This is a genomic window from Lentzea sp. NPDC054927, from assembly GCF_053610285.1.
In genome coordinates this window covers 212,537-230,881 of the sequence record NZ_JBSGXZ010000008.1, presented here as the reverse complement: position 1 = coordinate 230,881, position 18,345 = coordinate 212,537, and the positions used below count along the sequence as shown (strand labels likewise).

General features: G+C 67.9%; 17 protein-coding genes and 2 pseudogenes. 10 read left to right on the top strand and 9 right to left on the bottom strand.

Annotated elements, in window-relative coordinates:
* Positions 1 to 17: 17 nt before the first annotated feature.
* Positions 18 to 872 (bottom strand): peptidylprolyl isomerase, encoded by an 855-nt coding sequence (locus ACWGE0_RS15785; RefSeq protein WP_452261603.1) that lies wholly within the window; start codon positions 870 to 872, stop codon positions 18 to 20.
* A 114-nt stretch (positions 873 to 986) separates the two neighbouring features.
* Here ACWGE0_RS15785 and ACWGE0_RS15780 point away from each other — a divergent pair, with 114 nt between their 5' ends.
* The 3 genes and pseudogenes from ACWGE0_RS15780 (at position 987) to ACWGE0_RS15770 (ending at position 3,675) form a co-directional block, all read left to right on the top strand.
* Positions 987 to 1,697, top strand: coding sequence for an MBL fold metallo-hydrolase (locus tag ACWGE0_RS15780; RefSeq protein ID WP_452261602.1), 711 nt, complete (start codon positions 987 to 989; stop codon positions 1,695 to 1,697).
* 5 nt (positions 1,698 to 1,702) lie between these two features.
* Positions 1,703 to 2,953: pseudogene (hisS, locus tag ACWGE0_RS15775) on the top strand (histidine--tRNA ligase); the annotation flags it as partial.
* 89 nt (positions 2,954 to 3,042) lie between these two features.
* Complete coding sequence (locus ACWGE0_RS15770) at positions 3,043 to 3,675, top strand: hypothetical protein (protein WP_452261601.1); 633 nt, start codon at positions 3,043 to 3,045, stop codon at positions 3,673 to 3,675.
* Positions 3,676 to 3,725: 50 nt separating this feature from the next.
* Here the strand turns inward: ACWGE0_RS15770 and ACWGE0_RS15765 are convergent, their stop codons facing one another.
* Entirely contained in the window at positions 3,726 to 4,562 is an 837-nt protein-coding gene (locus ACWGE0_RS15765; protein WP_452261600.1) for a spermidine synthase, read from the bottom strand.
* 47 nt (positions 4,563 to 4,609) lie between these two features.
* On the opposite strand from ACWGE0_RS15765, the gene ACWGE0_RS15760 reads away from it, so the two are divergent.
* On the top strand, positions 4,610 to 4,963 hold the full coding sequence (locus tag ACWGE0_RS15760; RefSeq protein ID WP_452261599.1) for a DUF1304 domain-containing protein: 354 nt from the start codon (positions 4,610 to 4,612) through the stop codon (positions 4,961 to 4,963).
* On the opposite strand, the gene ACWGE0_RS15755 is transcribed toward ACWGE0_RS15760, so the two are convergent.
* Genes ACWGE0_RS15755 through pnuC form a run of 3 tightly spaced genes read right to left on the bottom strand, consistent with a single transcriptional unit; the run spans position 4,884 to position 7,916 of the window.
* Positions 4,884 to 6,311, bottom strand: coding sequence for a YibE/F family protein (locus ACWGE0_RS15755; RefSeq protein ID WP_452261598.1), 1,428 nt, complete (start codon positions 6,309 to 6,311; stop codon positions 4,884 to 4,886). The genes ACWGE0_RS15760 and ACWGE0_RS15755 overlap by 80 nt on opposite strands.
* Positions 6,289 to 7,350, bottom strand: coding sequence for an AAA family ATPase (locus ACWGE0_RS15750; RefSeq protein WP_452261597.1), 1,062 nt, complete (start codon positions 7,348 to 7,350; stop codon positions 6,289 to 6,291). The genes ACWGE0_RS15755 and ACWGE0_RS15750 overlap by 23 nt, the downstream gene beginning before the upstream one ends.
* The gene (pnuC, locus tag ACWGE0_RS15745; RefSeq protein WP_452261596.1) at positions 7,347 to 7,916 is read right to left on the bottom strand and encodes a nicotinamide riboside transporter PnuC; all 570 of its coding nucleotides are present in this window, start codon (positions 7,914 to 7,916) and stop codon (positions 7,347 to 7,349) included. Before pnuC ends, ACWGE0_RS15750 begins: the two co-directional genes overlap by 4 nt.
* Positions 7,917 to 7,961: 45 nt before the next feature.
* Between pnuC and ACWGE0_RS15740 the strand changes: the two genes are divergently transcribed.
* Positions 7,962 to 9,938, top strand: coding sequence for an intein-containing Rv2578c family radical SAM protein (locus tag ACWGE0_RS15740; protein WP_452261595.1), 1,977 nt, complete (start codon positions 7,962 to 7,964; stop codon positions 9,936 to 9,938).
* Here ACWGE0_RS15740 and ACWGE0_RS15735 read toward each other — a convergent pair.
* From ACWGE0_RS15735 to ACWGE0_RS15720, 4 genes are read right to left on the bottom strand one after another with little or no spacing between them, the layout of a single operon-like run.
* Positions 9,925 to 10,452, bottom strand: a complete 528-nt coding sequence (locus ACWGE0_RS15735; protein WP_452261594.1) for a DUF4865 family protein — start codon at positions 10,450 to 10,452, stop codon at positions 9,925 to 9,927. The genes ACWGE0_RS15740 and ACWGE0_RS15735 overlap by 14 nt on opposite strands.
* 28 nt (positions 10,453 to 10,480) lie before the next feature.
* Positions 10,481 to 11,563, bottom strand: coding sequence for a right-handed parallel beta-helix repeat-containing protein (locus tag ACWGE0_RS15730; RefSeq protein WP_452261593.1), 1,083 nt, complete (start codon positions 11,561 to 11,563; stop codon positions 10,481 to 10,483).
* Positions 11,564 to 11,620: 57 nt separating this feature from the next.
* Positions 11,621 to 11,971, bottom strand: a complete 351-nt coding sequence (locus ACWGE0_RS15725) for a nuclear transport factor 2 family protein (protein WP_452261592.1) — start codon at positions 11,969 to 11,971, stop codon at positions 11,621 to 11,623.
* Between the two features lie 15 nt (positions 11,972 to 11,986).
* A complete protein-coding gene (locus ACWGE0_RS15720) occupies positions 11,987 to 12,727 on the bottom strand; it encodes a putative protein N(5)-glutamine methyltransferase (RefSeq protein ID WP_452261591.1) in 741 nt (246 codons plus the stop codon).
* A gap of 140 nt (positions 12,728 to 12,867) precedes the next feature.
* Between ACWGE0_RS15720 and ACWGE0_RS15715 the strand changes: the two genes are divergently transcribed.
* From ACWGE0_RS15715 to ACWGE0_RS15695, 5 genes and pseudogenes are all read left to right on the top strand, one after another.
* Complete coding sequence (locus ACWGE0_RS15715) at positions 12,868 to 13,395, top strand: TetR/AcrR family transcriptional regulator (protein ID WP_452261668.1); 528 nt, start codon at positions 12,868 to 12,870, stop codon at positions 13,393 to 13,395.
* The gene (locus tag ACWGE0_RS15710) at positions 13,392 to 14,126 is read left to right on the top strand and encodes a TIGR03084 family metal-binding protein (RefSeq protein WP_452261590.1); all 735 of its coding nucleotides are present in this window, start codon (positions 13,392 to 13,394) and stop codon (positions 14,124 to 14,126) included. The genes ACWGE0_RS15715 and ACWGE0_RS15710 overlap by 4 nt, the downstream gene beginning before the upstream one ends.
* 47 nt (positions 14,127 to 14,173) lie before the next feature.
* Positions 14,174 to 15,660, top strand: a pseudogene (locus ACWGE0_RS15705) (acyclic terpene utilization AtuA family protein).
* A complete protein-coding gene (locus ACWGE0_RS15700; protein ID WP_452261589.1) occupies positions 15,657 to 16,784 on the top strand; it encodes an acyl-CoA dehydrogenase family protein in 1,128 nt (375 codons plus the stop codon). The pseudogene ACWGE0_RS15705 and the gene ACWGE0_RS15700 overlap by 4 nt, the downstream one beginning before the upstream one ends.
* A complete protein-coding gene (locus ACWGE0_RS15695; RefSeq protein ID WP_452261588.1) occupies positions 16,784 to 18,334 on the top strand; it encodes an acyl-CoA carboxylase subunit beta in 1,551 nt (516 codons plus the stop codon). The genes ACWGE0_RS15700 and ACWGE0_RS15695 overlap by 1 nt, the downstream gene beginning before the upstream one ends.
* The last annotated feature ends 11 nt before the right edge of the window (positions 18,335 to 18,345 follow it).

The window sequence follows — 18,345 nt, the reverse complement described above, 5'->3', positions numbered from 1 at the left end:
CTTAGTTGGCGACCGTGTTAGTTGGCCACTGCCGCCGACTTGATGTCGACCGGCGTCTTCGGCTTGCCGTCACCCTGACCCGGCTGCTGCGAGATCGTGCCGGTCTTCGCGACCTCGTCGATCTTCTTCAGCGACTCCTCGTCGACCGTGCCGAACACGGTGTACGCGGGCTTCAGGTTCGCGCCGTCGCCGTAGACGATGAAGAACTGCGAGCCGTTGGTGTCCGGGCCCGAGTTCGCCATGGCGAGCACGCCGCGGCCGTAGGTGAGCTCCGGGTAGACCTCGTCCTTGAACGAGTAGCCGGGGCCGCCCATGCCGTTGCCGCCGGGGTCGCCGCACTGCAGGACCTGGATGCCGGTCACCACGAGGCGGTGGCAGGTGGTGTTGTCGAAGTACTTCTGCTTCGCCAGGCTCACGAAGTTGTTCACCGTGCACGGCGCGAGCGCGCGGTCCAGGTTGAACTTCAGGTCACCGATGGAGGTGCCGAGCGTGAGCGCCACGGTTCCGGTGGCGGGCTGCTCGCCGTTCGCGGGCGGCGTGTTCTCCTTGGCCGCCGGCTCCTGGCCCTTCGTGTATTCACAGTTCACTTTTTCCGGCAGCGCGGTCGGGCGCTTCGGAATCTGGTGCAACGCGGTCGGAATGTTCTCCGCCTTGTCCACCGACTCCTGCTGGGGAGTCTCCGACGCGGCGGCGTCGCCGTTACCGAAGTCGTGGGTCGCGAGCCACCACACACCACTTCCGACGAGCGCAACAACGACGACCGTCGAGACGACGGCGATGATGCGACGCTTCTTGGCCCGCTCCTGGCGGTAGACCATCTGACGCTCAAGCTTGCGCTTGGCTGCCGCGCGTCGCTGCTCGTTGGTGGGCACGTGCTCCCTCCCCAGGGACTCATGCGAATAGGGCGGTCGGCTCGGCAGTCTAGGGCCTGGGCATATGAGCTTTGTGTGGTGGTTAGGCTGTGGTTGAACAGGGAGGTCATTTTCGTGCTCGTGATCGGGTTCCCCACTGGTGCGCTCCAGGCGAACTGCTTCGTCCTGGCGGCCGGTGAGGGCGAGCCCTGCGTGATCATCGACCCCGGTCAGGACGCGGTCGAGCCGATCGAACAGGCGCTGCGGGAGTACAAGCTCGCCCCTGTCGCCGTGCTGCTCACGCACGGGCACTTCGACCACACGTTCTCCGTCACCCCGGTCTGCGACGGCAACGACATCCCCGCCTACATCCACCCGGATGACGTAGCGATGCTCTCCGACCCCCTGAAGGGCGTCAGCCGCGAGTCGGCCGCGTTCTTCGGCGGCAACCTGGAGATGCGCGAGCCGTCCGAGGTCCGCGAGCTGACCGACGGGGTCGAGCTCGACCTCGCCGGGTTGCAGATCACCGTCGACCACACGCCGGGCCATACCGGCGGGTCGGTGATGTTCCGCTCCGGCGTGCAGGAAGGGGGTCGCCTGGTGATCTCGGGTGACACGCTCTTCGCCGGTTCCATCGGACGCACCGACCTGCCCGGCGGTGACCACTCGCGCATGTTGTCGTCTCTGCAGAGCAAGGTCTTGACCTTGCCCGACGACACGGTGGTGCTGCCCGGCCACGGACCTTCGACGACCATTGGCCGCGAACGTGGGACGAACCCCTACCTGCTCCAGCTGCAGGACGCTGTTCGCACCGAGGGCGCGGCCGCCCCGCACCGAGGACTTTGAGAGACGTGTTTTCCGCACCCAAAGGCGTTCCTGACTACATCCCGCCGACGTCCGCCGCTTTTGTGCACGTTCGGTCAACCCTGACCCGTGCCGCCGAGCTCGCGGGCTACGGCTACGTCGAGCTGCCGGTCTTCGAGGACACGGCGCTGTTCTCGCGCGGTGTCGGCGAGTCGACCGACGTCGTGACGAAGGAGATGTACACCTTCCTCGACCGCGGCGACCGGTCCATCACGCTGCGCCCCGAGGGCACCGCCGGCGTGATGCGGGCGGTGATCGAGCACAGCCTCGACCGCGGCTCGCTGCCGGTGAAGCTCTACTACGCGGGCCAGTTCTTCCGCGCCGAGGCCCCGCAGGCCGGCCGGTACCGGCAGTTCCACCAGGTCGGCATCGAGGCGATCGGCATCGACGACCCGGCGCTGGACGCCGAGGTCATCGCCGTCGGTGACGCCGGGTTCCGCGCGATCGGGCTGACCGGGTACCGGCTGGAACTCACCTCGCTGGGTGACGCCAACTGCCGTCCCGCGTACCGCGAGAAGCTGCAGGCGTTCCTGAGCGACCTGCCGCTGGACGAGGCGACTCGTCAGCGCGCCGAGCTGAACCCGCTGCGGGTGCTCGACGACAAGCGGCCGGAGGTGCGTGCGCTGGTCGCCGACGCGCCGCTGATGGTGGACAACCTGTGCGACGCCTGCCGTGAGCACTACGAGTCGGTCAAGGGCTACCTGACCGAGCTGGGCGTGAAGTTCGTCGAGAACCCGCGCATGGTCCGCGGCCTCGACTACTACACCAAGACGACGTTCGAGTTCGTCCACGACGGTCTGGGCGCGCAGTCGGGCATCGGCGGCGGCGGTCGCTACGACGGCCTGATGGCGCAGCTCGGCGGCCAGGAGCTGTCCGGCGTGGGCTTCGGCCTCGGCGTCGACCGCGCGTTGCTGGCTGCCGAGGCCGAGGGCGTGCTGCCGTCGTTCAGCCGGGTCGACGTGATCGGCGTGCCGCTGGGCGAGGCCGCTCGGGCCCGCCTGGTCGCGATCGCCGGTGAGCTGCGTGCCGCGGGCGTGCGGACGGACCTGGTCTACGGCGGCCGGTCGATGAAGGCGGGCTTCAAGGCCGCGGACAAGTCCGGTGCGCGGCTGGCGCTGGTGCTCGGTGAGCGCGACCTGGAGGCCGGGAACATCGGCATCAAGACGCTCGCCACGGGCGACCAGGTGACGGTGCCGCTGGCCGACGTGATCTCGTCGGTGCAGGACGCGTTGCGGCCTGGCGATCTCCTCGCCGGTGTGCCCGGCGGTGTCGAGGCGCTGGCGTCGGACGCGGGCGGCGCGGTGGCCGAGGCGGTGCGAGAGACCCCGTGAGCGACTCCGACGACAAGCTCGTTCTCGACCTGCTGGACAAGACGACGGTTCGCAAGCGCGCGCGGATGGTGGCGATCGGCGGCCTCATGGTCGCCCTCGCCTTCGGCGCGATCGTCGGGTTCATCGGTGGCCGCTGGTCCGGTGTGATCGCCGGGTTGATCGTGTCGGTGCCGGTGATCCTGCTGGCGATGTCCGAGGCGCGTCGCACGGTGTGGCTCGAGGGCACGACGGTGTACGTGCGGGCGTTCGGCACGCGCAAGGTCGACCTCGCGGTGGCCGATGCGCTGGACCTGCTCGTCACGGATCTGCGTGGGGCTCGGACGGTCGGGCTGTTCGTGCGGGGTGGCAAGAAGGCGATCAACATCGCCCTGTCGATGTACGCGGGCACCGGTGGGCGTGAGCTGGGGATTTACCAGCTGCGCCGGCTGGCCGACGCGCTGGCGGCCCGTGGGGACACGCCTGGGTTGGTGTTCTCGGAGCTGCTCGTCGCTCAGTTGCGGGCGGAGGCTCGCGGACTGGCTGCGGCTGACCGGCCGTTGTACCGGCTCGGGTCGCTGGCACCGGCTGGGCGGATGGCGCAGAAGCTCCATCCGGAGGCCGTGTCGAAGTTCGTGACCTCGCTGGACTGAGCTGGATCCCGCGTGGGTTCCAACCTGGACCCAGCTGGAACCAGTTGGGCTCAGGTGCCCCAGAGGCCCGAAGGCGGCGCGGGGGACAGGGTCGCGGTCGCATCGGTGGTGACTGGTGCGCCACCGATGAACTTCGTCAGGCCTGTGCCGTGTTCGACCCGGCCTGGGAACGGATCGCCGGCCGTCGCGCGCATCAGCTGTTGCATCGGCAGGCCGGTGTGCGAGGCGAAGATCACGAAGTTGCCGAACCTCCGGCCGCGGAACACGCCCGGTTCGGCCAGCACGCAGACGTGTTCGAACACCGCGCGCACGGTGGCGCATTGGGCGCGGGCGAACTGCAGGCCGTTGCCGTCGCCGATGTTCGCCGCGTAGACCCCGTCCTCGACGAGCGCCGCGGACGCCTGCCGCACGAACTCGACCGAGGTCAGGTGCGCGGGCGTGCGGGCTCCGGCGAAGCAGTCCGAGACCACCAGGTCGAACGAGCCGGGGCGGGTGCGGGCGAGCACGGCGCGCGCGTCGCCTGTGGTGATCTTCACTCGAGGGGGTGGCGGGAGCTCGCGGCGGATGAACGCGATCAGGCCCGCGTCGATCTCGGCGACCTGTTGAGACGCCCGTGGAAGCGATTCCGCGATGTACCGCGCTAGCGTGAGCGCGCCACCACCCAGGTGCAGAACACGCGAGGGCGCCGTGAAATCGACGATGTGACCCAGGCGGCGGACGTACTCGAACTCCAGGTACGTCGGATCGTCCTGGTCCACATGCGACTGTGGGGTTCCGTTGACCCGCAACGTCCACGAACGACGGCCACCGATGTCGGGAACCAGTTCGGCGACGCCGGAGTCGATCGACTCGGTGATCGCCTCTGTGCCGGGCCGCTGTCTTCCCACTGCTCTATTGTCTCATCGGGCGTATCAGTCCAGAGGAGGACCTTCACGTGCAGGTTGTTGCGAACGTACTGATCGCCCTGGTGGCGTTGATCCACATCTACATCGTGGTGCTGGAGATGTTCCTCTGGACGACACCGCGTGGCCAGAAGGCGTTCGGCATCACGCCGGAGTTCGCGCTGGCGTCCAAGGCGCTCGCCGCGAACCAGGGCCTCTACAACGGCTTCCTCGCCGCCGGCCTGATCTACGCGCTGATCCGGCAGGACTTCGGCGCGTCGGTGCTGTTCACGGTGTTCGTGATCGTCGCGGGCATCTACGGCACGTTCACGGCGAGCCGGAAGATCTTCTTCGTGCAGGTGGTGCCTGGCGTGCTGGCGCTGCTCTTCGTGCTGCTCGCGGGCTAGCACCCGGTCGCTCCCACGGCCCCTTGTCGGGGTCGTAGCCGATGTAGAGGTCGCCCTCGATCCGCTGCCGCCGCGGCGGTTCGGGCTTCGCGCGCTTCACGGTCTTGGTCTTGGGTTCCGGCTCCGAGTCACGCTCGGAGTCGGACTCGGCGTCGGGCTCAGGCTTGGGCTTGGACACGGCCGTGGGGGCGACCTCTTGGCGCACGGCGACCAGTGCGGCCAGTGCGGTGGTGACCGGGATGGCCGCCACCAGGCCGATGCTGCCGACGAGCGTGCGCACGATCTCCTGCGCGATCTGCTGCGCGGTCAGGATCTCGCCCATCGACCGTCCGGCCAGTGAGATCGCCAGCAGCAACGGCAGCGCGGCACCGGCATACGCCATCACGAGCGTGTTCACCACGGACGACATGTGGTCGCGGCCGATCCGCGACCCGGCCGCGAACAGTTCGCGCCACGTCAGCTTGTCGTTGGCCCGGCGCAGCTCCCACACCGCACTGGTCTGCGTGACCGTCACGTCGTCGAGCACGCCCAGCGCGCCGATCAACGTGCCCGCCAGCAGCAGTCCTCGGGTGTCGATGTCGGTGCCGAGCACGGTGACGAGGTTGATCGTGTCCTCGTCGAGCCCGGTCAGCGACGCCACCGCCGAGAACAACGCGCCCAGCACGCCGATCAGCGCGAGGCTGACCAGTGTTCCGAGCACGGCTGTCGATGTTCGGGCGCTGATGCCGTGGGTCAGGTAGAGCACCACGAACATGATCAGCCCGGCACCGACCACCGCCACCATCAGCGGGCTCTTGCCGGCCAGGATCGACGGCATCACGAACAGCACGAGCACCACGAAGCTCAGCAGCAACGCACCCAGCGCCGCGAGTCCCTGCCATCGTCCGAGCAACAGCACGGCCGCGGCGAAGAGCAGTGCCAGCACCACGAGCGACCAGCCGCGCTGGAAGTCCACGATCTGGTACGACTCGGCGGCCTGCGGCTGGCTGCCCGAATAGGACAGAACGACCTCGTCACCGACCTTGAAGCGCGGTGCTCCCGGGCCGTTCACGCTCGGGATCGTGATGCTCTGCCCGCTCGCGTCGCCGTCGGTCATCCGCACGGTGATCGCGATGCACTTCTCACCGCAGTTCGCCTGCTCGCCGGTGACGACCGCGTTGACGGGCTTCTGGTGCAGACCGATCTCCGCGCCGGTCTTCTGCTCGTGCCCGAACGGATAGAGCAGCGCCGCGCCGACGATCGTGGCCAGCGCCAACGGCACCAGGAGCCACATCAGCAACGTGCGTACGCGCTCCGACGCGGGTTCCTCGTCCTTCAGCGCATGGCTATGCCCGTGACCGTGACCCACGCGCGACATCCTGCCTCATGAGTTGTTCGACGGCCGTTACGGCGGTCGCGAACCTGTCCTCGGTCAGCTTGAGCCACGGCACCCCGCGCCGGGTCAGCTCCTGTTCGAACAGTCCGGTCATCCACTCCCGCATGTGCTCGCCGTCGCGCCAGCCGTCCTGTTCGAACGGAACGCCGGCGTGATCGGTCAGCAGGTAGAGGTCGGGTTCGGTGCCGAGGAAGATCTCCGGCCGGAAACCGAGGTAGCGCTCTCCCCAGACGGTGGCGGCGAACGCGTCGTTGTCCGCGATGACCAGCGGCGCGGTTTCGGCCTGGATGCGGCGTTCCTGTTCGCGTGCCACGTCTTCGAAATCGCCCAAGGTCCACACCAGACCGTCCACAGTGGTGTTCTCCGCAAACGCTCGCGCGGCGGCCAGTTTGTGCTCGGTGTGTTCGCGGCCGTACTCGGCGATCCACGGCGCCGCGAAGTGGTCCGTGAGCTGCCGCGACAGCGTCGTCGTGCCGGTGCTCTCGGCGCCGAGGACCACGACCTTCCGCCCCAGGCCACGTTGCGTGGCGGGCGCGAGGTGGTGCCAGTTCGCGATCGGATCATCGCGAACGGCCGTTCCGGAGATCTGATGCGTGAGGCGGTCCACGTCGACGAGGACGTGCTGCGCGCCGAGCCGCCTGGCCAGCTCGTCGCCGTACTTCTCGCTGGAGAACACGACGTCCACCGGCGCCTTCGACGGGTCGCCGTCCGCGATCGCACGCCGGGCCAGCACCGCGCGTGTCAGTTGGACGTGCAGGTCCCAGATCTCGTCGGCGTCGAAGTCCATCGGGTGGTCGTCGAGGTCGCCGATGATCCGCACACCCGGCGTCGCGCGGTGGGTGTCGGAAAGCCAGCGCACGCGGTGTTCGAGAGGGATGGTCTCTGCAGAGGCCGCGAGCACGGTGACCGTCGTGCGTGCGCTGCGGGAGGCCGCCGTCTCGATGAGGTGGTGGTGTCCGTTGTGCGGTGGGTAGAACTTGCCGAGCACCAACGCGTGTTCGAACTCCGTCACACCCGCACCTCGTCCTTGGTCCAGTTACGCAGCCCGATCACGCACAGCACCATGAACCCCACGTACAACACAGCCGTCAGGTACAGCTCCTTGTACGCGTAGAGCGGCACGTAGATCACGTCCGCGGCGATCCACAGCCACCAGCACTCGATCTTCTTGCGCGCCTGTCCCCAGGTCGCGAGCAGCGACAACACCGTCGTGATCGCGTCCCAGAACGGCACGGTCGACTCGGTGAACGTCACCAGCACCCAGTGCAGCAGCCCTGTCCCGAGCACGCCGGCGACCGCGATCCAGATCCACTGCTGCCGCGTGGTGCGGCTGACGTGCAGCGTCGTGTGCTGCTCGCCGCCGCGCAGCCACGCCCACCAGCCGTAGACCGCGAGCACGACGTAGACGACCTGCAACCCGGAGTCCGCATACAGTCCGCTGCCCCAGAACAGCACGAAGAACGCGATGTTGTTGGCGATGCCGATGGGCCAGTTCCAGGCGTTTTGCCTGGCCACAAGCCACACGCACAGGGCTCCGGTGACGAAGCCGGCGATCTCGACAACCTTTTCGGGTGACACGCGCTCTCCTTGACCGCTGTTCGAACATGTGTTCGAATCGAAGGTGTGCGATGGGACGGACAGAAACTCGAGGCAGAGCCGCAGCAGGCACTACCGGGGCTACCGGGACTGGTGCGCAGCGTACGAACTCCTGAGTTCGCGGACGTGGTGTTCCACGAGGTCCGCGCCAAATCCGTGCTCAACGGGGTACCGGGTTCGTCGCTGCCCTTCTCGTGGACCGTGAACCCGTATCGAGGCTGCTCACACGCCTGCACCTACTGCATGGCGGGCGACACCCCGATCCTCATGGGCGACGGCCGTACCAAGCCGTTGGCCGACCTCCGGGAGGGCGATGAGATCTACGGCACTGAGCTCGTCGGCAACTATCGGCGCTACAAGCTGACGACCGTTCGTGCGCACTGGGAGACGCGCAAGGTCGCGTACCGGCTGACGCTCGAGGACGGCACGTCGGTGGTGGCGTCCGGTGATCACCGCTTCCTGACCGACCGCGGCTGGAAGCACGTGACCGGCGAGACCGCGGGCACCGGCCGCCGTCCGCACCTCACGACCGGCAACAAGCTGATGGGCACGGGGGCGTTCGTCGAGCAGCCCTCCGTGACCGACGACTACCGCCGCGGCTACCTGCGCGGCATGGTGGACGACGAGCACGAGTTCAAGATCCCCCTGGCCGACATCGAGGCCATGGACCGCACCCAGGAGTATCTCGACTACTTCGGTGTGCGAGAAGGGAGGGGATTTCTGCACCAAGTGCGCGAGCTCGCGCACTGGCAGATAGCCCCGAACCCCGACTGGCTCAAGGGATTCCTGGCCGGTGCGTTCGACTACCTCGGGACCTGCTCGCGCAGCATCCTGCGCATGTCGACGCGCAACGCCACTGTTCTGGAAGCGATCTGCATCGCTCTGAAGCACTTCGACTTCGACTTCGCGATCGAGGAACTGCGCCGCCGTCGTGGCGTGCGCGTCGTGCGGCTGCGCGGCGGGTTGCGGGAGAATCTGCGGTTCTTCCACACCGTCGACCCGGCGATCACGCGCAAGCGGGACATCGACGGCGTGGCGATCAAGTCGCAGCAGCCGTTGGGCGTCGTGTCGGTGGAACCGCTGGGAGAGATGACGCTTTACGACATCTCGACCGGCACCGCTGACTTCATCGCCAACGGAGTGGTGTCGCACAACTGTTTCGCCCGCAAGACCCACACCTACCTGGATCTGGACTCCGGCAAGGACTTCGACAACCAGCTGATCGTCAAGGTCAACGCGGGGGAGGTGCTGTCGCGGCAACTGCGGTCCGCCAAATGGAAGCAGGAACACGTCGCGCTCGGCACCAACACCGATCCGTACCAGCGGGCGGAGGGGCGGTACGCCTTGATGCCAGGGATCATCGAGGCGTTGACCGCCTCTCGCACCCCCTTCTCGATCCTGACGAAGGGAACCTTGCTGGCGCGTGATCTGCCGTTGCTCTCCGCCGCGGCGGAGGTCGTGCCGGTGGGGATCGCTGTCTCGCTGGCGTTGATGGATCGGGATCTGCACAAGTCGCTGGAACCCGGTACTCCTACGCCGGCCGCGCGACTGGATCTGGTGCGGAAGGTGCGGGACGCGGGGTTGCCCTGCGGCGTGTTCGTGGCTCCGGTGTTACCTGAGCTGACGGATTCCGTTGAGCAGCTGGACTTCCTGCTGGAGCAGATCGCGGCTGCTGGGGCCACTGGTGTGACGGTGCTGCCGTTGCATCTGCGTCCTGGCGCGAAGGAGTGGTTCGCTGCCTGGCTTCGTCGTGAGCATCCGGATCTCGTCGAGACCTACCGGTACCTCTACGGAACCGGGTCCTATGTGGACAAGCGGTATCGCGCCCGGCTGGCTGCGCGCGTCGTGCCGTTGATCGAGAAGCACGGGCTGGCGCCACGGGGTCGTTCCACCGACGCCGTCACCGGTGTACCCGGTGACGACGACGGCGTATGGCCCGATGGCAGTCTGCCGGTGGGTGTTCCGGCTCCGCGCGTGGACCAGGAACAGCTCACCCTGCTGTGATCTGCCCGAGTTCCGGCTCGGAAAAGTGGAGGACTTCGTAGACACCCTCTTCCCCGGGGTGTTCCTCCCACAGTTCGAAGCGCACGACTTCCCACGTGCGCGGATCCACGCCGACGGCCGCTGAGTGCAGGCCGGGCGTCTTTTCGAGTTCTACCGCCTGGACGACGTCCATCGGGTTCGCCTCGGGTGCGAGCCTGGTGATGTGACGCGTCGCGAACTTCGCTGTGGCCGCGTCTCCGCGCAGGAACGCCACACCCGGCCAGTGCTGGACCACAGGTCGTCCGAAGTCGGCGAGAATGCCCTGGAAGCCGCCGCCGCGGTAGAGGAAGTTCGCCATGCCGGCCGAGGTGTTCCACACGTAGAACGGCGCGTATTGCGTGCCGCGCGTCAGGTACGCCTTGAAACCCAGGCCCTCGAAGTCGTCGAGGAAGTGGCCGCGGGTGCGGACCCGTTCACGGATGATCTCCATGTCGTAGTTCGACGGCAGGGTGATCTCGTACTGCATCGCGATCATGCTTCCGTTCTACGCCATCGGCCGCAGTTCAGCGTTCATGTGCTCCGATGTCGTACCCGTTGCCCTGCGGCCTGGACCGCCCTTCGAGGTCGAACGCCGGCGCGCCCTCCGCTGATCCCGCGTCAATCGCCCGCGGTCCCGGCTCTCCGACGAGGTTGTGGTCGCTGTTGAACGCCTCGTGGCTCGTCGGCCGCTCGAAGATGTTGTTGCGCAGGACGTTCGTGCCGGCGTACTTGTCGCCGTCGAAGGCGATCGAGCCCTTCTTGTTGCCGTAGAACGTGTTGTTGATGATCTGCACGTTGCTGACGACCCCGGTGGACTCCACCCAGATGCTCAGCCCGGCCTGCGCGTTGCCGTACGAGACGTTGTTGTAGATCTTGACGTGGTCCAGCACGCGGTTCTCGGCCCAGTCCTCGACCGCGAGCGCGATGCCCGCCTTGGTCTCGTTCTTCGTGCTGCTGCTGATGTTGTTGTAGACCTCGACGTGCGTGGCCGAGTCGACGTAGATGTTGGGGCCGCGGTTGTTGCGCACCACGTTGTCGTGGATCTTCACGCGGGCGTTCTCGGTGTACTTGACGTCGATGCCCTCTTCGCCGTTGTCGTGCACGTTGCAGTGCTTGAGCTCGACGTCGCGGGAGCCGTGGCCGATGCTCATGGCTTCGTGGTCGGCTTTGGTGCCGCGGGCGTTCGTGCCGCGGATCTCGCAGCCGTCGATCAGCACGTTCGACGTGTTCAGCAGCACCAGGCCGCCGTCCTGCGAGCCGTTGATGCCGAAGTCGCGGAACGTCAGGTTGCGCGCGCCGTCCGCGTGCGCGCCGAACCTGCTGGAGCCCTGGAAGGTCAGGTTCTCGAACGTCAGGTCGCTGTTGTTCTTGATGGTGAGCGCGGACTTGATGGTCACGTTGCCGGTGCCGCGGAACGTGATGCCGCCGCGTTTGACCGTCAGGCCGCCGGAGTAGGTGCCCTGGGCGATCTTGACGGTGTCGCCGGGGCGGGCCGCGTCGGCTGCTGCCTGCGGTGTCGCGTACTGGCCGCCTGGCCCGACCGTCAGCGTGGTGCCTTGAGGTGCCGGCAGGGTCGCGGCGACGAGGGCGAGGGTTACTGCGAACACGGGTCCTCCCTGGGTGTCGGCCTCGATCTTGAGGCCGGCACCCAGGGACCGGTCCCGCTAGGCCCAGCCGCCCTGGACCATCGTCTGGAACTTCCACTCGTCGCCGACCTTCACCAGCAGGTCGCCGTAGCGGACGGTCATCCCGTTGATCGTTCCGTCGGTGATGACGAAGACCAGGTTGTCGTTGATGAAGTGCGGCGTGCGCACCGACTCCATCTTCACCTCACCGCCTCCGCCCAGTTGTGCCCCCATCTCCGTCAGGAACCGCTCCCGGTCCCACGACGTCGCCGAGCCGTCGGTGACGGTGTTGATCGGGAACAGGGCCATGTCGGCCATCTTCTCGACCTCACCCGCGACCGCCAGCTCGTCCCAGCGCGCGAACCACTGCGTGACCTCGTCGTACGACATACCGTACATTGTACGCTACAAGACGGGAGTGCGGCCGACGACCGCGGTGGCGTCCTCTCCGGTGATCAGTTCGGCGTCGAGTCCGGCGGTGGTGAAGGCGTCCAGGGCTGCTGGTGCCTGGCGAGTGCTGGTCTCGCTCATCACGTGGCCCCCGGGGCGCAGCCAGGACTTCGCCTGTGCCGCCACCCGGCGCATGACCTCGAGTCCGTCCGTGCCGCCGTCGAGGGCGACGCGGGCCTCGTGCTCGCGTGCTTCGGGCGGCATGAACTGGATGTCGCCGGTCGGCACGTACGGCACGTTGGCGACCACGACGTCGATGTGTCCGCGCAGGTGTGAGGGCAGTGCGTCGAACAGGTCGCCCTCGAACACGTTGGTCAGGTTCTGGCGTGCGCACTCGACCGCCGCGGGGTCGATGTCGGCCGCGTACACCGTGGCGTTCGGCAGCCTGCGTTGCAGCACCGCGCCCACCGCGCCGGATCCGCAGCACAGGTCGACGATCAGGCCGGGCTTCAGGTCGGTGGCCAGGTCGACGAGCAGTTCGGTGCGGTGGCGGGGCACGAAGACGTTCTTGGTCACCACGATCCGTTGCCCGCAGAACTCGGCCCAGCCCACGACGTGTTCGAGGGGTAGCCCTCCGATCCGCTGGGCGACCAGTTGTTCGAGGTGCTCAGGGGAGGTGGCGGCTGCTTCGAGCAGGGCGGCTTCGTCCTCGGCGAACACACAGCCGGCGGCCCTGAGTTGATCAACGATGCTCATCGGTTTCGGACGCTAGCACCGGCGCCCGTTCGGAGCATTTACAAGCAGGCTTGACTGTTTGTTTGTGGGCCGGAACACTCGGGGCCGTGGAGACGAGGCAACGCCAGGCCGATCGCAGCCGCGGCACCAAGCGGAAGCTGATGGAGGCGACCGTCGAGTGCCTGGTGGAACGCGGCTGGTCAGGCACCACGACGACCGAGGTGGCCGAACGGGCCGGGGTGTCGCGTGGCGCGCAGCTGCACCACTTCCGGACGCGCGGCGAGCTGGTCGCGGCGGCCGTGGAGCACGTGGGCGCGGAGAGCGTCGAGGTGCTCAAGCGGCGGGCGCAGATCGCGGACAAGACCACGCACGCCGTGGTGGAGCTGATCGCGGACTTCCACGCCAGCGACCTGTTCACCGCGGCCCTGGAGCTCTGGGTGGCCGCGCGGACCGATCCGGAGCTGCGCGAGCAGGTGCTGGAGCTGCAGGCGCGGCTGGGGCGTGAGGTGTACGGGCTGGCGTTGGAGCTGCTCGACGTCGATGACACCAAACCGGGCGTGAAGGACGCCGTGCAGGCAACCCTGGATCTTGTGCGCGGGCTGGCTCTCGCGAACCAGCTCGCCGATGACGCCAAACGCCGTGCGCACGTCGTGCGCTACTGGGCGAGGATGCTGGAGGAGCAGCTGTGATCACGGAACTGCTGGCCGACCTCGACGCCGAGTCGCAGGCGCTGGACGACATCGTGGCCGGCGCGCAGGACTGGTCGGTGCCGACGCCCGCCGAGGGCTGGACGGTCGCGCACCAGATCGGCCATCTCATGTGGACGGACAGGGCGGCGATCCTCGCGATCACGGATCCCGAGGCCTTCCAGGCACAGCCGTTGACGGGGGACATCGTCGACCGGACCGCGGCCGAGGGCGCTGTGTTGCCGGACCTGTTGGAGCAGTGGCGTTCCGGCCGCGTCGCGCTGCGGGAGCACCTGGCCGCGGCGTCCGGGAAGATCCTGTGGTTCGGGCCGCCGATGAGCCCGGCGTCGATGGCGACCGCGCGGATCATGGAGACGTGGGCGCACGGGCAGGACGTCGCCGATGCGCTCGGGGTCGTGCGGGAACCGACTTCGCGTCTCAGGCACGTGTGTCACATCGGGGTGCGGACGATGGGGTTCGCGTTCCTGCTCAACGGGTTGGCGGCGCCGGAGGCCGAGGTGCGGGTCGAGCTGACCGGGCCGGGCGGGGAGCTCTGGACGTGGGGTCCTGAGGGTGCCGAGAACCGGGTTTCCGGGCCGGCGCTGGACTTCGCCTGGCTGGTGACGCAGCGGCGCAACCGCAAGGAGCTGGCGGTGGAGGCGGCCGGGCCGGTGGCCGAGGAGTGGCTGCCGATCGCGCAGGCCTTCGCGGGGCCGCCCGGAGGTGGCCGGTGATCAGGATCGGCAACGCGTCCGGGTTCTACGGGGATCGGTTGTCCGCCATGCGGGAGCAGCTGGAGGGCGGCCATCTCGACGTTCTGACCGGTGACTACCTGGCCGAGTTGACCATGCTGATTCTCGGCCGCGACCGGATGAAGGACTCGGGTCTCGGGTACGCCAAGACGTTCTTGCGGCAGATGGAGGACTGTCTGGTGCTGGCGCTGGACAAGGGCGTCAAGATCGTCGTGAACGCCGGCGGGCTCAACCCCGAGGGGCTGGCGCGCAAGCTCGACGCCAAGGTCGGGTACGTCACCGGGGACGATCTCAAGGCGCGGTTCCCGGAGGCGTTGACCGCCAACGCCTATCTGGGTGCGTGGGAGATCGCGGAGTGCCTGAACCAGGGTGCGCAGGTCGTGGTCACCGGGCGCGTCACGGATGCGAGCCTCGTGGTCGGGCCCGCCGCGGCGCACTTCGGGTGGGCGCGCGACGACTGGGACCGGCTGGCCGGCGCGACGGTCGCGGGGCACGTGCTGGAGTGCGGGACGCAGGCGACCGGTGGGAACTACTCGTTCTTCACCGAGATCGACGCGACCAGGCCCGGGTTTCCGATCGCGGAGATCGACGAGGACGGGTCGTGCCTGATCACCAAGCACGCCGGCACGGGTGGCGCGGTCACGGTCGACACCGTTACGGCGCAACTGCTCTACGAGATCGGGGCGCCGGAGTACCTGGGGCCGGACGTCACCACGCACTTCGACACGATCCGGCTCGCGTCGGACGAGCGCGGCGTGCGGATCAGCGGTACCAGGGGGAGTCCGCCACCGGACACGTTGAAGGTGTGCCTGAACACGCTGGGCGGCTTCCGGAACTCCACGACGTTCGTCCTCACCGGACTCGACGTCGACGCGAAGGCCGATCTGGTCAAGCGGCAGCTGCACGACGCCATCGGTGAGGACGACCTGACCTGGACGCTGGCGCGCACCGATCACTCCGACGCGGACACCGAGGAGCGGGCCAGCGCGTTGTTGCACGTGACGATCAAGACGGCGGATCCGAAGCGGGCCAAGGGGTTCAGCCGGGCCGCGATCGAGCTGGCGCTGGCGAGCTATCCCGGGTTCCACGTGACGGCGCCGCCCAGCGACGGGACGCCGTTCGGGGTCTACAAGGCGGCCTACGTCCACCGCGACGAGGTCAGTGCGAAGGCGGTGTTGTTGTGAGCGGGGCTGCGGTGAAGACGGCGCTGGGAACGATCGCCGGTGCGCGCAGCGGCGACAAGGGCGGCGACGCGAACCTCGGTGTGTGGGTTCGCTCGCAGGAAGCCTACGAGTGGCTCAACGGGTTTCTGACCACCGAGAAGCTCAAGGAACTGCTGCCGGAGGCCGGAGAGGTCAGCCGGTACGAGCTGCCCAATCTCAAGGCGCTCAACTTCGTGCTGCACGGGCTGCTCGGTGACGGCGTGGCCAGCAGCACGAGGTTCGATCCGCAGGCGAAGGCGCTGGGCGAGTGGTTGCGCAGCAGGGAAGTCGAGATCCCGGAGGAGCTGCTGTGATCACGAAGGCTGTGCTTACGAAGGACCTGTTCGAGCGGAAAGAGCTCAGGGAGCTCGTCCGCGACTTCACGCGCAAGGAGATCGCGCCGCACCTCGGCGAGTGGGAGAAGCAAGGCGAGGTTCCGCGTGAGCTGCACGAGAAGGCGGCGGAACTGGATCTGCTCGGCATCGGGTTCGAGCACGGCGACCTGCTCGACTCGGTCGCGCTGACCGAGGAGATCATCCAGAACGGCGGGTCGTCGGGGCTGATGGCGGCGTTGTTCACGCTCGGCATCGCGATCCCGCACATCTGGCAGACCGGGAACGACGACCTGATCGACCGGTTCGCGAAGCCCGCCATCCGGGGCGAGAAGATCGGCAGCCTGGCCGTCACCGAACCCGGCGCCGGATCCGACGTCGCGGCGATCAGGACCAGGGCGGTCAGGGACGGCGATCACTACGTCGTCAACGGCGAGAAGACGTTCATCACCTCGGGATGCCGGGCGGACTTCGTCACCACCGCGGTGCGGACCGGCGGCGAGGGCTACCAGGGCATCTCGCTGCTGGTGATCGAGGACGGGTTCACCCGGCGCAAGCTCGACAAGATGGGCTGGCACTGCAGCGACACCGCCGAACTGCACTTCGACGACGTGCGCGTGCCGGTGGAGAACCTGGTGGGCGAGGAGAACCAGGGCTTCGCGCTGATCATGCAGCAGTTCCAGGTAGAGCGCGTCACGATGGCCGTCGAGGCGTATGCGACGGCACAACGGGCGCTGGACCTGACCGTCGAGTGGACCCGCAACCGGGAGACGTTCGGCAAACCGCTGATCAAGAACCAGGTGGTGCGCCACAAGCTCGCCGGGATGGCGCAGAAGATCGACCTGGCGCGGACCTACACGCGGGAGGTCGCGGCGCGGATCAACCGCGGCGACGACTGCGTCACCGAGGTCTGCTTCGCGAAGAACGCGGCCGTTCAGGCGTGCGACGAGGTGGTCGACGCGGCGGTGCAGTTGCACGGCGGCATGGGATACATGCGGGAGTCCGAAGTGGAGCGTCACTACCGGGACGCCCGCATCCTCGGCATCGGGGGCGGGGCGAGTGAAGTGATGACCGAGCTCGCGGCACGACGATTGGGGTTCGCCTGATGGGCAACAGGGAGGCGCTGCTCGCGAAGATCGCGGGGCTGGACGCCGAGCACGCCAAGGCGCTCGCGGGAGGTGGGCCGAAGTACGTCGAACGGCACCACAAGCGCGGCAAGCTCCTCGCCCGCGAACGGGTGGAGCTGCTCATCGACGAGGACAGCCCGTTCCTGGAGCTGTCACCGCTGGCCGCGTGGGGCACGGACTTCCCCGTCGGCGCGTCGGTCGTCACGGGTATTGGACGGATCGAGGGCGTCGAGTGCGTGATCGTCGCGAACGACCCGACGGTGCGTGGCGGGTCGTCGAACCCGTACACGCTGCGGAAGTCCTTGCGGGCCAACGACATCGCGTTGCAGAACCGGTTGCCGCTGGTCAGCCTGGTCGAGTCCGGTGGCGCTGATCTGCCGACACAGAGCGAGATCTTCATCCCGGGCGGGCGGGCTTTCCGCGACCTGACCCGGCTGTCCGCGGCGGGCATTCCGACGATCACGGCGGTGTTCGGCAACGCCACGGCCGGTGGCGCGTACGTGCCGGGCATGTCGGACTACGTGATCATGATCAAGGACCGGTCGAAGGTGTTCCTGGGTGGTCCGCCGCTGGTGAAGATGGCGACCGGGGAGGACTCCGACGACGAGTCGCTGGGCGGCGCGTCCATGCACGGCGCCACGTCCGGGCTCGCGGACTTCGTGGCGGAGGACGAGACCGACGCGATCCGGTTGGCGCGCCGGGTGGTCGCCCGGTTGAACTGGCGGAAGCTCGGGCCGGAGCCGGCACCGGTGGAAGAGCCGCTGTTCGACGCCGAGAGCATCCTCGACGTCGTCTCCGAGGACCAGCGGGTGCCGTTCGACCCGCGGGACGTCATCGCGCGGCTGGTCGACGGGTCGCAGTTCGACGAGTTCAAGCCGTTGTACGGCAACAGTCTCGTCACCGGGTGGGCCAGGATCCACGGCTATCCGGTCGGCATCCTCGCCAACGCGCGCGGGGTGTTGTTCAGCGAGGAGTCGCAGAAGGCCACGCAGTTCATCCAGCTCGCGAACCAGAGCGACACCCCGCTGGTCTTCCTGCAGAACACCACGGGCTACATGGTCGGCGCCCAGTACGAGCAGGGCGGCATCGTCAAGCACGGTTCGATGATGATCAACGCGGTGTCCAACAGCCGGGTGCCGCACCTGACGATCACGATGGGTGCCTCGTACGGTGCCGGCAACTACGGCATGTGCGGCCGGGCGTACGACCCGCGGTTCCTGTTCACCTGGCCCAACGCCAAGTCCGCGGTGATGGGACCCGCGCAGCTCGCGGGTGTGCTGTCGATCGTCGGGCGGCAGGCCGCCATGGCGAAGGGGCAGGAGTACAACGAGGAGCACGACGCCGCCATGCGCAAGATGGTGGAGGCGCAGATCGAGGAGCAGTCGCTGGCGCCGTTCCTGTCCGGGAAGCTCTACGACGACGGCGTGATCGACCCTCGCGACACCAGGACCGTGCTCGCCCTCTGCCTCTCCGCTGTCCACAGCGGACCGATCAAGGGCGCCGACGGCTTCGGCGTCTTCCGGATGTGATGACCCCAGTG

Excerpts from the sequence above, each read along its gene's own strand:
- ACWGE0_RS15735 (WP_452261594.1), bottom strand. The coding sequence starts at position 10,452 with ATGATCGCGATGCAGTACGAGATCACCCTGCCGTCGAACTACGACATG.
- ACWGE0_RS15725 (WP_452261592.1), bottom strand. The coding sequence starts at position 11,971 with ATGTCGTACGACGAGGTCACGCAGTGGTTCGCGCGCTGGGACGAGCTG.
- ACWGE0_RS15720 (WP_452261591.1), bottom strand. The coding sequence starts at position 12,727 with ATGAGCATCGTTGATCAACTCAGGGCCGCCGGCTGTGTGTTCGCCGAG.
- ACWGE0_RS15715 (WP_452261668.1), top strand. The coding sequence starts at position 12,868 with ATGGAGGCGACCGTCGAGTGCCTGGTGGAACGCGGCTGGTCAGGCACC.
- ACWGE0_RS15695 (WP_452261588.1), top strand. The coding sequence starts at position 16,784 with ATGGGCAACAGGGAGGCGCTGCTCGCGAAGATCGCGGGGCTGGACGCC.